The organism is Agrobacterium sp. MCAB5 (assembly GCF_052114365.1).
GTDB lineage: Bacteria > Pseudomonadota > Alphaproteobacteria > Rhizobiales > Rhizobiaceae > Agrobacterium > Agrobacterium tumefaciens.
The window spans coordinates 504,353-519,655 of record NZ_JBFREP010000001.1 but is presented as its reverse complement, the minus strand read 5'-3'; the positions used below and the strand labels follow the sequence as shown (position 1 = coordinate 519,655).

At 59.3% G+C, this 15,303-nt stretch carries 14 protein-coding genes; 9 read left to right on the top strand and 5 right to left on the bottom strand.

What is annotated here, in order from left to right:
- Positions 1 to 31 precede the first annotated feature (31 nt).
- Both AB4Z23_RS02555 and AB4Z23_RS02550 read right to left on the bottom strand, forming a co-directional pair.
- The gene (locus AB4Z23_RS02555; protein ID WP_003515154.1) at positions 32 to 1,129 is read right to left on the bottom strand and encodes a polyamine ABC transporter substrate-binding protein; all 1,098 of its coding nucleotides are present in this window, start codon (positions 1,127 to 1,129) and stop codon (positions 32 to 34) included.
- A 151-nt stretch (positions 1,130 to 1,280) separates the two neighbouring features.
- Complete coding sequence (locus AB4Z23_RS02550; protein WP_421477868.1) at positions 1,281 to 2,696, bottom strand: helix-turn-helix domain-containing protein; 1,416 nt, start codon at positions 2,694 to 2,696, stop codon at positions 1,281 to 1,283.
- 254 nt (positions 2,697 to 2,950) lie between these two features.
- On the opposite strand from AB4Z23_RS02550, the gene aceA reads away from it, so the two are divergent.
- Positions 2,951 to 4,240 carry an isocitrate lyase gene (gene aceA, locus AB4Z23_RS02545; protein ID WP_421477867.1) on the top strand — a complete coding sequence of 430 codons (1,290 nt, stop codon included), beginning with the start codon at positions 2,951 to 2,953 and terminating at the stop codon, positions 4,238 to 4,240.
- An 83-nt stretch (positions 4,241 to 4,323) separates the two neighbouring features.
- Complete coding sequence (locus AB4Z23_RS02540) at positions 4,324 to 4,581, top strand: SMc00767 family acetate metabolism repressor (protein ID WP_003515151.1); 258 nt, start codon at positions 4,324 to 4,326, stop codon at positions 4,579 to 4,581.
- A gap of 66 nt (positions 4,582 to 4,647) precedes the next feature.
- On the opposite strand, the gene AB4Z23_RS02535 is transcribed toward AB4Z23_RS02540, so the two are convergent.
- Positions 4,648 to 5,001, bottom strand: a complete 354-nt coding sequence (locus AB4Z23_RS02535) for a hypothetical protein (protein ID WP_236735589.1) — start codon at positions 4,999 to 5,001, stop codon at positions 4,648 to 4,650.
- A gap of 97 nt (positions 5,002 to 5,098) precedes the next feature.
- The gene (locus AB4Z23_RS02530; RefSeq protein ID WP_421477866.1) at positions 5,099 to 5,986 is read right to left on the bottom strand and encodes a LysR family transcriptional regulator; all 888 of its coding nucleotides are present in this window, start codon (positions 5,984 to 5,986) and stop codon (positions 5,099 to 5,101) included.
- Between the two features lie 83 nt (positions 5,987 to 6,069).
- Between AB4Z23_RS02530 and AB4Z23_RS02525 the strand changes: the two genes are divergently transcribed.
- Positions 6,070 to 6,417: a hypothetical protein gene (locus tag AB4Z23_RS02525; RefSeq protein ID WP_421477865.1), complete on the top strand. Its 348-nt coding sequence runs from the start codon at positions 6,070 to 6,072 to the stop codon at positions 6,415 to 6,417.
- A 110-nt stretch (positions 6,418 to 6,527) separates the two neighbouring features.
- On the opposite strand, the gene AB4Z23_RS02520 is transcribed toward AB4Z23_RS02525, so the two are convergent.
- Positions 6,528 to 7,709 carry an NAD(P)/FAD-dependent oxidoreductase gene (locus AB4Z23_RS02520; RefSeq protein WP_421477864.1) on the bottom strand — a complete coding sequence of 394 codons (1,182 nt, stop codon included), beginning with the start codon at positions 7,707 to 7,709 and terminating at the stop codon, positions 6,528 to 6,530.
- Between the two features lie 129 nt (positions 7,710 to 7,838).
- On the opposite strand from AB4Z23_RS02520, the gene AB4Z23_RS02515 reads away from it, so the two are divergent.
- The 6 genes from AB4Z23_RS02515 to edd all read left to right on the top strand — a co-directional run bounded on the left by AB4Z23_RS02515 (position 7,839) and on the right by edd (position 15,215).
- On the top strand, positions 7,839 to 9,275 hold the full coding sequence (locus AB4Z23_RS02515; protein ID WP_013635499.1) for a glutamine synthetase family protein: 1,437 nt from the start codon (positions 7,839 to 7,841) through the stop codon (positions 9,273 to 9,275).
- A gap of 10 nt (positions 9,276 to 9,285) precedes the next feature.
- Entirely contained in the window at positions 9,286 to 10,572 is a 1,287-nt protein-coding gene (locus AB4Z23_RS02510; protein ID WP_441359980.1) for an NAD(P)/FAD-dependent oxidoreductase, read from the top strand.
- A gap of 26 nt (positions 10,573 to 10,598) precedes the next feature.
- Positions 10,599 to 10,949 (top strand): hypothetical protein, encoded by a 351-nt coding sequence (locus AB4Z23_RS02505; RefSeq protein ID WP_421477863.1) that lies wholly within the window; start codon positions 10,599 to 10,601, stop codon positions 10,947 to 10,949.
- A 137-nt stretch (positions 10,950 to 11,086) separates the two neighbouring features.
- Positions 11,087 to 12,562, top strand: coding sequence for a glucose-6-phosphate dehydrogenase (zwf, locus tag AB4Z23_RS02500; protein ID WP_038489859.1), 1,476 nt, complete (start codon positions 11,087 to 11,089; stop codon positions 12,560 to 12,562).
- A gap of 10 nt (positions 12,563 to 12,572) precedes the next feature.
- Positions 12,573 to 13,271, top strand: a complete 699-nt coding sequence (pgl, locus tag AB4Z23_RS02495) for a 6-phosphogluconolactonase (protein WP_003515141.1) — start codon at positions 12,573 to 12,575, stop codon at positions 13,269 to 13,271.
- Positions 13,272 to 13,394: 123 nt separating this feature from the next.
- On the top strand, positions 13,395 to 15,215 hold the full coding sequence (gene edd / locus AB4Z23_RS02490; RefSeq protein ID WP_003515140.1) for a phosphogluconate dehydratase: 1,821 nt from the start codon (positions 13,395 to 13,397) through the stop codon (positions 15,213 to 15,215).
- Positions 15,216 to 15,303 lie beyond the last annotated feature (88 nt).

Genomic DNA, 15,303 nt, shown 5'->3' with positions numbered 1-15,303 from the left:
CCGGCCGTTTCTCAACCAGCGCGCGGAGCTATCAGCTACCGGTCTTTATCTGCGTCCAGACACGGTTCAAGACACGCTGTTCCTTCGGTCCGTAGGGTGAGATGGTGAAGAGCTTCTTCATCGTCTCGGCATTGGGGTAGACCGCCGGGTTCTTGGCAACCGACGGATCCATCAGCGCCTGCGAGGCAAGGTTGCCGTTCGCATACTGAACATAGTTGGACGCCTTGGCGATGACTTCCGGGCGCATCAGGTAATTTATGAAGGTGTGAGCTTCCTCGACATTCTTGGCATCCGCCGGGATGGCAAGGTTGTCGAACCACATATAGGTGCCTTCCTTCGGGATGACGTAGTTCACCTCGACGCCGTTCTTGGCTTCTTCGGCACGCTTTTTCGCCTGAAGAATGTCACCCGACCAGCCGATCGTGATGCAGCTGTCGCCATTTGCCAGCTCGTCGATATAGGCGGAGGAGTTGAAGGTCTTCACAAAGGGACGGATCTTCGAATAGACGGCACCGCCCGCTTCCAGATCGGCCGTTTCCTTGCTGTCCGGGTTCTTGCCGAGGTAATTCATCGCGATGGCGAAGGTCTCGTCCGATGCATCGAGAATATTGATGCCACAGGATTTAAGCTTTTCGGCATTTTCCGGCTTGAAGAGAATATCCCAGCTGTCGACCGGAACATCACCGAGAGCCGCCTTCACCTTGGCGACGTTATAGCCGATGCCTGTTGTGCCCCACATGTAGTTCACGGCATACTCGTTGCCGGGGTCGTATTTCGCCAGACGCTCGGAGACATCCGGCCACATGTTCTTCAGATTCGGCAACTTGGACTTGTCGAGTTTCTGGAAAACACCGGCATTGATCTGGCGGGCGAGGAAGGGGCCAGTCGGCACCACCACGTCGTAGCCGGAGCTGCCGGCCAGAAGCTTCGTTTCCACGAGTTCGTTGCTGTCGAATACATCGTAAACGACCTTTATGCCGGTTTCCTTGGTGAAATCGGTGAGGATCGATTCGTCGATATAATCCGACCAGTTAAAGACGTGAACGACCTTCTCCTGGGCCATTGCCGAGCCTGCAGCAACGAGCGCCGTCGTGAGAGCCAAAGTGAAACGGAGCGAACGGTTTTTCATGATTTCTCCTGTTAACGCATCCTCGTGACGGAAGCGTGATCCCCTTTTTTAGTGAGACTAGAAAGGAAAACAAAAGGGAGCAAGCGGGAAATGTGCAGCACAGCATTTTCAACCGAATGTGTTCCACCGGAAAAAAAGTGATGCGAAACCTCTACTGGAAGTCGAAAACACTAAGACCGGTCACCATTTCGTCCAGGCCGAGCGGCCTCGTCAGCGGGGCCTCCGCCCGCGACAGACAGCCCTGCCTTTCACACAGCCGGCACGAGGGACCAATGGCAATGGTCGGCCCACCTGCGCCGGCAGCCCCGTAGACCGTCTCCCCGGCCTGGGCGAGATCGCAGCCCAGAAGCACTGCCGTTCGCCGCACCCTTTCGCCGAAACCGGCCTGCGGGCCTTCAAGTGTGCGCGACACAGTCAGGAAGGCGTCACCGTCAGGCATCTCCACCGGCTCCACCAGCACCTGCCCCGGCTGGGCAAAAGCTGCGTGGATATTAAGACGCGGACAGAGGCCACCAAACCGTGCCCTCGGGAAACCACCGGCGCCCGCAAGACGGAAACGGTTACCGGCATTGTCAGTCTCCATCAAAAAGAACGGGATTGCCGCAGCCGTCGGCCGTTGCAGGCTGACGAGCCTGTTGGCGGCCTGCTCGAACGACACATTGAAGCGCGACCGCAGGACATCGAGATCGTATTTCGCGCGCTGGGAGGCACTCAAAAACGCACCATAGGGCATCATCAGGGCGTGGGCGGCATAACGCGCCAGCTCGAAGCGGGCGATGCGCCGCGCCTCCTCCCCCTTCAGGCCAAGCGTCTCCAGCTCCGCGCCAATCTCGTCGCGAAGCGCCAGAAGACAGGTTTCCATCGCCATTTCCCTGAGCTGATCCGGCTGCGACAGGCGCTCGGACAAAAACAGCCGCATGGAATGGCGGTCATAACGCCGCCGCAGATTGGGCATGGCATGGACCGGCAGAGTTCTGACCACGATACCGTGGTTTTTCTGAAGCCATGCGCGAAGGCCCGCGGCGAGATCTTCGCCCGCCGACAATTGCCTGTGCAGTTCTTCTGCCGCCGCATCGATGAAATGGACATAGGCCGGCCGGTTTTCAAAGACGTGCCGCACCTCGTCGATCGGCAGTCGGGTGGAGGAAAGCGCCGTCTCATGCCCTTCGCGCGCCAGAAGATCCGAGAGGTCGGAAAGGCGCTGCGCCTGTTCCCGATACGCCCTGTACAGCTTGACGACGCCACTTGCCGCATTGGGCGCGGCATCTGCCACCTCGATCAGCTCCTGCGGCGACGGCACCTCGCCCACCAAGAGCGGATCGGCGAAGACCTCGCGCAATTGCCCGGCGGAACCGGCACTCTCGCCTTGCAGGTCGTCCAGATCCACCTTGTAGACTGAAGCGAGCTTCAAGAGCAGCTGCACGGTCAGCGGCCGCTGATTGCGCTCGATGAGATTGAGGTAGGAAGGCGAGATTGCCAGCGCCTCGGCCATGGCCGTTTGCGTCAGGGCCAGACCATTGCGAATACGACGTACGCGCGGGCCAGCAAAAATCTTGTTTTCCGACACAGCCTCAACCTCACATCGAAAGACTCATACAAGTCTGTTACAAAATCGCCGGGCATGAGGCTTTTACAAAATTTACAATTTTACAGCTCCACCCTGTCATGCACACTACAGCATAACCTCTTTCAAGTCACTGTTTTTATGTTTGTTCTGGCGCTCAAACTCATGAAAATGTAAATGTAGTCACATCGAACGGCGCTTCACACAGTTGAAGACAGCACGTTTCTGAAACTGCATTTGTCATGGGAGAGAGAAGTATGATGGATTTTTACAAACTTGTTCCGGGCGCACCGCAGGGACGCTTCGACGGCATTGAGCGCACTTATACCGCCGCCAACGTGGAGCGGCTGCGCGGCTCCGTTGAAATCCGCCATTCGCTGGCCGAGATGGGTGCCAACCGGCTATGGAAGCTGATCAACGAAGAGAATTTCATCAATGCGCTCGGCGCGCTTTCCGGCAACCAGGCCATGCAGATGGTTCGCGCCGGGCTGAAGGCGATCTATCTTTCCGGCTGGCAGGTTGCGGCAGATGCCAACACGGCCTCCGCCATGTATCCGGACCAATCGCTCTACCCCGCCAATGCGGCGCCAGAGCTTGCAAAGCGCATCAACCGCACCTTGCAACGGGCAGACCAGATCGAGACGGCAGAGGGCAAGGGCCTTTCGGTCGACACGTGGTTCGCGCCGATCGTTGCCGATGCGGAAGCAGGTTTCGGGGGACCGCTCAACGCCTTCGAGATCATGAAAGCATTCATCGAGGCCGGTGCAGCCGGTGTTCACTATGAAGACCAGCTGGCATCTGAAAAGAAGTGCGGCCATCTCGGCGGGAAGGTTCTGATCCCCACGGCGGCGCATATTCGCAACCTGACGGCGGCACGACTTGCAGCCGACGTCATGGGCGTGCCGACGCTGGTCATCGCCCGCACCGATGCGGAGGCAGCCAAGCTTTTGACCTCTGACATTGACGAGCGCGACCAGCCCTTCGTTGATTACGATGCCGGACGCACCGTCGAGGGCTTCTATCAGGTGAAGAACGGTCTTGAACCCTGCATCGCCCGTGCGGTGGCCTATGCGCCCTATTGCGATCTGATCTGGTGCGAGACCTCCAAGCCAGATCTCGAGCAGGCGCGCAGGTTTGCCGAGGGCGTGCACAAGGTGCATCCCGGCAAGAAGCTCGCTTACAATTGCTCGCCGTCGTTCAACTGGAAAAAGCACCTCGACGACGCGACCATTGCCAAGTTCCAGCGCGAACTCGGGGCGATGGGCTACAAGTTCCAGTTCATCACGCTGGCCGGCTTCCACCAGCTGAATTACGGCATGTTCGAACTGGCGCGCGGCTACAAGGAGCGGCAGATGGCGGCCTATTCCGAGCTTCAGGAAGCGGAATTCGCGGCCGAGGTTAACGGCTACACCGCCACCAAACACCAGCGCGAAGTCGGCACCGGCTACTTCGACGCCGTGTCGCTGGCAATCTCGGGCGGCACGTCTTCGACCACCGCGATGCAGGAATCCACCGAGCACGACCAGTTCCGCCCGGCGGCGGAATAAACTGGAAAACTGCCCTTCCCTTGAACGGGAAGGGCTTGCAAATCGCATCAAGAACCCCAACCAATAAAGAGAGGAGAAATGCCATGAATGCCCATAACCCCATCAAGACCCACGTCAAGGAACGCGCCGAGGAGCAGTCCTCCGCCATGACGCAGGATCAACAGGTCGCCATCCGCATGCTGGCCAACGATCTGCACCGCCTCAATCAGGCCGTCATGAAGGCAGTTGAGGCCGGTGTTTCCGTTGAACTCGTCCGCTCAGCCCGCCATCACGGCGGGGGCGGCAACTGGGGCGATCTTCTGATCCCGGTCATCGTCGCGCAGGGAAGTGCTGCTGCGTGAAACGAAAGACCGGAACATCGAGATCGATGCTCCGGTCTTCAATCCAAACAATACGACGTGGCGTCCTTAGAAACTTGCCGATACGGAAACGCCGATGCTTACATTGACGCCCATCGCCTCGGCACCCCCCTGGAGCTGAGCTGCATAGGGAGCGAAGCAGGCGAGTTGCGTCAGGGGAATTGGGTTGAGAATGGCCGGAGATTCCCAAGCGAGATGCATCGCTACGCCTCCCACAAGCTTTTCCCAGCCTGCGATCTTGGTTCCCGCTGCTGCCGGCGCAATCGACGTAACAGATTGCGAAAGAGCATCGGCGACGACTGCGGCGAGACCTTTGCTGACTGCTGCATAAAAGAGCTTTGCTGCTTCTTCCGGTGTACCTGCTGCGGACATCGCATTTACATAGGATGATGAAATTATCATGGCGGCCTCAACCTAAAAGGGTTATATTTACAAAAAACAACCTAAAGGCATTCAGGCCGGAGTGCAACTAAAAATAAATAAATATTAGTAGCACAATCTAAGGTGAATCCCCTCGTATGGGGCGGCTCTTGCGCCCGGCATAAAGATCGGAATGCCCCTTGATTAGACGGGTCATCCGATCCGCCACCGTCCTGATATCACGGCGGTGGCGATCGTCATTGTTCATGACGATCCACTGATTGTGACGAAGCGCTTCGATTTCGTCACCCTCACGCATCAGCCCCGCATCGGCATCGCCCACGAAACACGGCAGCACGGCAACCCCTGCCCCGGCCAGCGTGAGATCGAGCAGTGCCGTTGGCCTGTTGACGGTCACCACGATATTGTCCCGCCGGTTTTCATGCGGCCAGCGCAGGTAGGCGGAAATGGCGTTTTCTTCCGCCACCGCCAACCACCGGTCGGCAACAGAAGCGGCGGCGTTGCGCAGCCTGTAGGGCGCATAGGCCACCTCCCCCGTCTTGATGGCAGCGAGGTTGCGTTCCTCGGGCTCGAAAGCGCGAATACCGATGTCGTTTTCACGGTGCGCCAAAGACGCCCTTTGTTCGGCGATGAAAAGATCGATGCGGAAATCGTCGCGATCCGTGCAGATGGCGGAGAAATTTACTGCAAGCAGCCAGGCATTCCAGGTGCCGACGGCAATGCGCACGACGGAAGAGGCCGACGACGCCTTTTGCCATCCCTCGATATCCTTTGCCGCGTTTTCCATCGCCTGAAGGCGGTCAAACAGCGCGCGGCCATCCGGTGTCAGCGCGTATCCCGTCTGGCTGCGCTGGAACAGCGCCTTGCCAATGCGCTCCTCCAATTCGATCATGCGTCGCCCGATAGTCGCAGGGCTCAAACCCGTCAGCACCGCAGCACCCGTAAGGCCGCCGCTGCGTGACACATCGAGGAAAAGTTGGTATGAATCCCAAGTGACGTTTTTCATTTATGAAAAACGTAGCGCATTTTCTTGCGCAGATAAAACAAAAAACGGCGTGCATCATGGCCCTCCGCAACATGGAGAGTGACATGCACGTATTTTATTCAGCATTGGCCATCATCGAAAGCCAGACGCCGCGCACGCGGCGGGAAGCCATCCGGCAAGAAGAGAAATTCTATGCCGATATGGCCGAGGCATCCTGGCCGTGGCGGCTGTTTACCGCGATTGCTGCAAGGGCGAAAGCGAAGAGCCTGACCTTAATAAAAAAGGGCGATCAGGGCAGCCACGGCACCGGCTGCGATTGCAGTCAGGCGAAAGGCCAACTGCCTGCTCTCGCTTTCGGCGCGGGCGATGGCAATGGCGCGAGGGCGGCGATGTGCGGATCTGTTCATGCGCGGGCTCCTGACGAAAAACTCAACCGACCCATGCCCTGTTAAGAGCCTCCAGCATGACATCATGTACAGCGGAACCACAATGCGATCCGGCTTTGCTGGCATTCTGTCAGGATGACTCCGTGCCCATTAACAAGGTGTTAATACGAGCGGTTTCAGGCGAATTCACCTGCTGCCTGACCGGAGGCCCAGGCCCACTGGAAATTATAACCGCCCAGCCAGCCGGTCACGTCAACACATTCGCCGATGAAATAGAGGCCGGCCACGGTTTTCGCTGCCATGCTGCGGGAATCGAGGCCGGTCGTATCCACGCCGCCAAGCGTGACTTCCGCCGTGCGATACCCCTCGGAACCGGCGGGTTTGATCTGCCAGTCCTGCACCTCATTCGCCAAGGTCGCCAGAGCCTTGTCTGACATATCGGCAAGGTTGCCGGTCGGCCCCGATTTTTCGACGACATGCTGCGCCAGCCGTTTCGGCAGGATTTCCGCAAGAGCGGTCTGGGCCGACTGGCGGCCGTTCTTCTGTTTCGCTTCCTTTAGCAAGGCGACGATATCGCGCGCAGGCTCCAGTTTAAGGCGGATCGTATCGCCCTCTCGCCAATAGGAGGAGATTTGCAGGATTGAGGGGCCGCTTAGGCCCCGATGGGTAAACAGCAGTGCTTCGTTGAAAGCCGTTTTGCCATGGGAAATTTCGGCTGGCACGGCAACACCGGCAAGGGGGCTCAGCTTTTCCAGTGCCGCAGGATCAAGCGTCAGCGGCACGAGGCCGGGGCGCGTCTCGATGAGCGACAGGCCGAATTGCTCGGCGATTTGGTAGGCAAAACCCGTCGCACCCATTTTCGGGATCGACTTGCCGCCCGTTGCGACCACAAGGCTTTCCGCCTCGATGACGCCGCCGGAGGTCGTCACGCGAAACCGGCCGCCATCATGGGCGACATCAGAAACAGCGGTTTCGAGCCTCAATTTCACCTTTGCAGCCTGCATTTCGCCAAGCAGCATGCGGATGATGTCCTTGGCGCTATCGTCGCAGAACAGCTGCCCAAGCGTCTTTTCATGCCAGGCGATACGATGTTTTTCGACCAGAGCGATGAAATCGCGCGGCGTGTAACGGGCAAGTGCAGATTTGGCGAAATGCGGGTTGGCGGAGAGATAGTTCTTCGGCCCGGCGTGGATGTTGGTGAAATTGCAGCGGCCGCCGCCGGAGATGCGGATTTTCTCGCCCGGCGCCTTGGCATGGTCGAGGATGATGACGGAGCGGCCGCGCTGGCCGGCACGGATGGCGCACATCATGCCGGCAGCCCCCGCCCCCAAAATCAGCACGTCACATTTGTCTGCCATAGTTGTTTTCCGTTTGCTTCTCCCTTTCCTCTTTTCGAAGTGTCGCCCGTTGTCAATGGCGCTTTCCCCCTCGCCAATTGCCAAACTCCGGTTATGATGGCGCCAGTCGAAACACAGACCCGGTGATACATGCCCCCGAAGAAAACCATGCTCCGCCCGAAGAAACAGGCAACCATGGCAAAGAAACCTCCCCTCGACCTTTCCTCTACCCGTGGCGTTTCCTCCTGGCGCGAAGCTTCGCAATGGTTGAGGGCGCGCGGTATTGAGGATATTGAATGCATAACACCCGATCTTGCCGGGGTTGCGCGTGGCAAGATGATGCCGACGGCGAAATTTACGGGCGACACCTCGCTTGCCCTGCCCTCCGCGCTCTATCGCCACACGATCTCGGGCGAATATCCGGATGAGACGGCAAACTTCCGCTATGAGCCGCGCGACAGCGACCTGAAGCTTGTGCCTGATCTTTCCACGCTGTCCGTGGTGCCATGGGAAAGCGACCCGACCGCGCAGGTGATCTGCGATGTCGTGGATGCCGAGGGTAATTTCGTTCCCTATACGCCGCGCAACGTGCTGAAAAACGTGCTTTCGCTTTATACGGAAAAAGGCTGGAAGCCGGTCGTCGCGCCGGAAATCGAATTCTACCTGGTCGCCATGAATGACGACCCTGACTATCCGCTGCATCCGCCGAAAGGCCGCTCCGGACGCTCCATTGTCGGTGGGCAGAGCTATTCCATCGCCGGCATCAACGAGTTCGACGAACTGATCGACGATATCTATCACTTCTCCGAAAAACAGGGGCTCGAGATCGATACCCTGATCCATGAGGAAGGCCCGGCCCAGCTGGAAATCAACCTGCGCCATGGCGATCCGATCGAACTTGCCGACCAAGTGTTCCTGTTCAAGCGCACGATCCGTGAAGCAGCATTGAAGCATGGCATCTACGCCACCTTCATGGCCAAGCCCATGCAGGGTCAACCGGGTTCGGCCATGCATATCCATCAGTCGGTGGTGGAGATCGACAGCGGCCGCAATATCTTCTCCAACAAGGACGGCGGCCCGTCCAAGGAGTTCTTCGCCTTCGTCGGCGGCATGCAGCGTTATGTTCCGAACGCGCTGGTGATGCTTGCTCCTTACGTGAATTCCTATCGACGCCTGACGCCTGACATGGCTTGCCCGGTCAACAATGCCTGGGGTTACGACAATCGCACGACGGCTTTCCGCGTGCCGATTTCCAGCCCGCAGGCAAGGCGTGTCGAAAACCGCCTGCCGAGTTCGGATGCCAATCCCTATCTCGCGCTTGCCGCCTCGCTTGCCTGCGGCTGGCTCGGCATCGTCAACAATATCGAGCCGACCGAACCGACCGCTGATACGGCCAATGAAGGCTCCATCGACCTGCCGCGCGGGCTGCTGGAAGCCGTGGCGCTGCTGGAAGGCGAAGAACAGTTCGAGCGGGTGTTCGGCCATGAATTCGTCGGCCTTTATGCGGGCCTGAAGCGCGGGGAATTCGAGACATTCATGCAGGTCATCAGCCCATGGGAGCGGGAATTCCTGCTTCTCAACGTGTGAGGTCTGAAGCATGACGTGGCAAAGCCCGATAGCGCCGGGGATTTCCTGGTATCAGGCAAGCGCCCAGGAGCGGCCGCAATATCCGGCGCTCGACGGGTCGGAAGCAGTGGACGTCGCGGTCGTCGGCGGCGGCTATACCGGGCTTCAGGCCGCCTTTAATCTTGCCGCCAACGGTGTCTCCGTCGCCTTGATCGAGGCGCATCGTTTCGGCGACGGCGCATCAGGCCGCAACGGCGGGCAATTCGGCACCGGGCAGCGCTCGTTTCCCGACGAGATGGAAGACGAGATCGGCTTCGAGCAGTCCAAGGTACTGTTCGATATCGCCGAGGATGCCAAGCACTACGTCCTCAACTTCGCCCGCGATCACGGCATCGACATGGAGTATCTGCCGGGGCAGCTCTATGTTGCGCACAAGGCTGCTTACGAAGACGATTACCGCAAAAGCGTCGATGCGATGAACAATCGCTACGGCTATCCGCATATTTCCTACATGGAGCGGGCGGACGCACGCAGACGTGTCGGCTCCAGCCATTATTTCGGCGGCACACGCGATACCGGCACCGGCCATATCCATCCGCTGAAGCTGCTGGTCGGGCTTGCGAAAGCCGCAAAAGAGGCGGGCGCCGGCATCCATGAAATGACGCCCGCCAAATCCATACGCCAGGCGGGCGGCAAGACCATCATCGAAACGCCCTCCGGCACGCTGACCGCAACGCGGGTGCTGATTGCGACCAATGCCTATATCGGCAATCTGGAACCGGTGACGGCGGCCCATATCATGCCCATCCGCTCCTTCATCGGCGCGACCGCACCGCTTGACGCTTATCCCGACATTATTCCCGGCAAGGAAGCCGTGGCCGATTCCCGTTTCGTGGTGCGCTATTTCCGCAAGACGGTCGACAACCGGCTGCTGTTCGGCGGGCGCGAGGCCTATACGGCCGATACGCCGCGCGACATTTCCAGCCATATTCGCCGGCAGATCGCGGAAATCTATCCCGAACTCGGAAATGTCGAGATCACCCATTCCTGGGGCGGCTCCGTCGGCATCACCCTGCCAAGGCGGGTGTTCGTGCGGGAAGTCATGCCAGGGGTCACCTCCATCGGCGGTTATTCCGGACACGGGGTTATGCTGTCGAACTATTGCGGCAAGCTCTATGCCGATCTCGTTCTCGGCAGACAGGATATGCTGGCGCCATTCGCGCGGTTGAAGGTTCCTTCGTTCCCCGGCGGCGCATCGCTGCGGGCACCGCTGCTTTTCCTGGCGCTCTCATGGTACGCGTTGCGAGACAGGTTTTAGGAAATCCGCCCACCTCTGGAGATCTTATGGAAAGACCTAGCGACAGGCTTGTAGCGATTGCGACCGGTTACGGGATGGCGGAAACCGCCGTGACGTGTTCGTTTCTGCGCGCCTATGGCATCCACACCACCGTGCCCTCGGCCCATATCGTTTCCGTGAACTGGCATTTGACGGTCGCTTTCGGAGGCATGGAAATCCGGGTGCCGGAGTGGCAGCGGCATGAGGCAAGACTGCTGCTGGACAGTATAGATGCCTCGCACAAGGTCGATGAGCCATCGCTGCGATCATGGATGGGGAAAATCGTAGCAATCGTCGTTTTTTTCTTTTTTTCCGTTCCGCCGCCGGCCAAAGGCTTGTTCAAGAACCCTGCTTTCTAGCCGGCATCACTCAATGACAATCGGTACGGGTTTTCGACCCGTGAAACCAAAATTCATAATTTCACATAACTGAGACTGGCATTTTTAAATCGATTAGATTATGGATGCCCCAACCCTTGAAGATCGAGAGTATCGATATGAGCAGTCAGATCATTCCTGTTGAAGCTTTTGATTGTGTCGTTTTCGGCGGCACAGGCGATTTGGCAGAGCGCAAGCTTTTGCCGGCCCTTTATCACCGTCAGGTCGAAGGCCAGTTCACGGAGCCGACCCGCATCATCGGCGCGTCGCGTTCGGTCATGAGCCATGAGGAATATCGCAAATTCGCGCAAGACGCGCTGAAGGAGCATCTGAAGGCGGGTGAATATGATGATGCGCAGGTTGCGCTGTTCCTCAACCGGCTTTTCTACGTTCCCGTCGACGCAAAATCCGGCAACGGATGGGACGTGTTGAAGAAGCTGCTCGATGAGGGCAAGGAGCGCATACGCGCCTTCTATCTCGCTGTTGCGCCCGGCATTTTCGGCGATATCGCCGACAAGATCCGCGAACACAAGCTTATCACCCGCTCGACCCGCATCGTCGTTGAAAAGCCGATCGGCCGCGACCTTGCCTCGGCGCAGGAACTCAACGACACCATCGGCCATGTCTTCAAGGAAGAACAGATCTTCCGCATCGACCACTATCTCGGCAAGGAGACGGTGCAGAACCTGATGGCACTGCGTTTTGCCAACGCGCTTTACGAGCCGCTTTGGAATTCCGCCCATATCGACCACGTGCAGATCACGGTCGCAGAAGCTGTCGGCCTTGAGGGTCGCGCCGGATATTACGATACGGCCGGTGCGTTGCGCGACATGGTGCAGAACCACATTCTGCAATTGCTTTGCCTCGTTGCCATGGAGCCGCCCGCTTCCATGAACGCGGAAGCTGTGCGTGACGAAAAGCTCAAGGTCCTGCGCTCGCTGAAGCCGATCAACACCACCAATGTCGAAAAGCTGACGGTTCGCGGCCAGTACCGCGCCGGCGCTTCCGCAGGCGGCCCGGTGAAAGGTTATCTGGAGGAGCTGGAGGGCGGCGTTTCCAACACGGAAACCTTCGTCGCCATCAAGGCCGAAATCGCCAACTGGCGCTGGGCCGGCGTTCCTTTCTACATTCGCACGGGAAAACGCCTTGCGACCCGCGTTTCGGAAATCGTCGTCACGTTCAAGCAGATCCCGCATTCGATCTTCGACGATGCGGCCGGCAAGATCGAAGCCAACAAGCTGGTCATTCGCCTCCAACCGGACGAAGGCGTCAAGCAGTCGCTGCTCATCAAGGATCCCGGCCCGGGCGGCATGCGTCTGCGTCAGGTTTCGCTGGACATGAGCTTTGCCGAAGCCTTCAATGTGCGCAGCCCCGATGCCTATGAGCGGCTTTTGATGGATACCATCCGCTCCAACCAGACACTGTTCATGCGCCGCGACGAAGTGGAAGCGGCCTGGGACTGGGTCGATCCGATCCTCAAGAGCTGGGAAGAGCTGGGACAGGGCGTACAGGGTTATACTGCCGGAACCTGGGGTCCGAGCGGCTCGATCGCACTGATCGAGCGCGACGGTCGCACCTGGCACGACGCTGACTGAGGGCGCGGGTATGAGCGAAACAATCCATGTCTTCGACACAGCCGCTGAACTGGCGAAAACCCTGGCGGCGGATGTTGCCGCGCGTCTCGACGCGGCAACGAAAGAATACGGAACGGCAAGCATTGCCGTTTCGGGCGGTTCAACGCCCAAGCTGTTCTTCCAGGCGCTTTCCCATCATGATCTCGACTGGAGCAACATCAGCGTGACGCTCGTGGACGAACGGTTCGTGCCGCCGGAGAGCGAGCGCTCGAACCACCGGCTGGTCAGCGAGAACCTGTTGCAGGACAAGGCGAAGGCGGCCTATTTCGTGCCGCTGTTCCAGCCCGCGGCCTCGCCTGAGGATGCAGCGACGCTTGCGACCGTCAAGACCGAGGCGATCTGCGATCCTTTTGATGTCGTCGTGCTGGGCATGGGAACGGATGGGCATACGGCATCGTTCTTTCCCGGTGGCGACAATCTCTACGAAGCGCTCGACCTTGACGAACCGCGCGGCGTTTTGACCATGGCGGCGGAAACCGCGGGGGAAGAACGGTTAACGTTCAACTTCTCCAGCCTTCACGATGCAGGTTTTCTGGTGCTCCACATCGAAGGTGCAGCAAAAAAGGCGACGCTTGAAAAAGCACAGTCGGGCGAGGATGAGGACGAAATGCCGATCCGCGCCGTGCTGAACCGGGCAGAAACCGCCGTGGATATTTACTGGGCGCCATAACTGGATGCGGTTGCCGCGCAAGCGGCCCCGCGACAGCGCCCGACGACACAAGACGAAAACACGATAACCGGTCCTTCATCTCCCGGAACACCGGTTCTCGACCAACGAACAGGATGAACGCTCATGTCCGCCGATTCCCGCATTCAGGCCATTACCGCCCGCATCGTCGAACGCTCCAAGCCTTACCGCGAGACCTATCTCGAGCGGCTGCGGCTGCAGGTTTCTAAGGGGGTTCATCGCTCCACTCTCTCCTGCGGTAACCTCGCGCATGGATTTGCTGTCTGTTCCCCCGCCGACAAGGACCTCCTTGCCGGCGACCGGGTTGGTAATCTCGGCATCATAACCGCCTATAACGACATGCTGTCGGCGCACCAGCCCTACGAGACCTTTCCGGCAATCATCCGCGAGGCCGCAGCGCAAGCCGGCGGCGTGGCGCAGGTCGCGGGTGCCGTGCCTGCAATGTGCGACGGCGTAACCCAGGGCCAGCCGGGCATGGAGCTCTCGCTATTCTCCCGTGATGCCATCGCCATGGCTGCCGGCATCGGCCTGTCGCATAACATGTTCGACGCCGCCGTCTATCTCGGTGTCTGCGACAAGATCGTTCCCGGCCTCGTCATCGCAGCGCTTTCCTTCGGTCACCTGCCCTCCATCTTCATCCCCGCCGGGCCGATGACCACCGGCCTGCCGAACGACGAGAAATCCCGCATTCGCCAGCTTTATGCAGAGGGCAAGGTTGGGCGCGCCGAGCTGCTGGAGGCGGAGTCCAAATCCTATCATGGTCCCGGCACCTGCACCTTCTACGGCACGGCAAATTCCAACCAGATGCTGATGGAGATCATGGGTTTCCACATGCCCGGCTCTTCCTTCATCAATCCCGGCACGCCGCTGCGCGACGCGCTGACACGCGAGGCCGCCAAGCGGGCGCTCGCCATCACCGCGCAGGGCAACGAATTCACGCCTGCGGGCGAAATGATCGATGAGCGCTCGATCGTCAACGGCGTCGTTGGCCTGCACGCGACGGGCGGCTCGACCAACCACACCATGCATCTGATCGCCATGGCGCGCGCAGCCGGCATCATCCTCACCTGGCAGGATATTTCCGACCTGTCGGATACCGTGCCGCTGCTTGCCCGCGTTTATCCCAACGGTCTTGCGGATGTGAACCATTTCCACGCCGCAGGCGGCATGGGCTTCCTCATCAAGCAGCTTTTGAAACAGGGCTTCGTGCATGACGATGTCCGCACCGTCTTCGGACAGGGGCTCGAAGCCTACACCGTGGATGCCAAGCTTGACGAAAACGGCGCGGTGACCCGCGAGCCTTCTCCCGAGCAGAGCCACGACCCCAAGGTTCTCGCCAGCATTGAAACGCCGTTCCAGCCGACCGGCGGTTTGAAGATGCTGACCGGCAACCTCGGCAAATCGGTCATCAAGATCTCCGCCGTCAAGCCCGAACGCCATATCATCGAGGCGCCCGCGATCGTCTTTAACGACCAGCAGGAGCTTCAGGATGCCTTCAAGGACGGCAAGCTCAACCGCGATTTCATCGCTGTCGTCCGTTTCCAGGGTCCGAAGGCCAACGGCATGCCGGAACTGCACCGCCTGACACCGCCACTTGGCGTGCTGCAGGATCGCGGCTTCAAGGTGGCGCTGGTAACGGACGGACGCATGTCCGGCGCTTCCGGCAAGGTGCCGGCCGCCATCCATGTCACGCCGGAAGCTTCCGAATGCGGCCCGATCTCGCTCATCCGCGATGGCGACATCATCCGTCTCGACGCCATTTCCGGAACGCTTGAAGTGCTTGTTCCAGCCGCAGAGCTGGCAAAGCGCGAACCGGCGCGCGCCGACCTTTCCGCCAACGAATGGGGCATGGGCCGCGAACTTTTCGCCCCGTTCCGCCGTAATGTCGGCCCTGCCGACCAGGGCGCCAGCGTTCTGTTCCATTGATCGCCCGGAGGCGAAGGCCGGATTCGGCCTCGCCTCCGCACCCTCTTGGCATGACCTGCACAACCCGCGCTGAAACCGCTTTATTTCC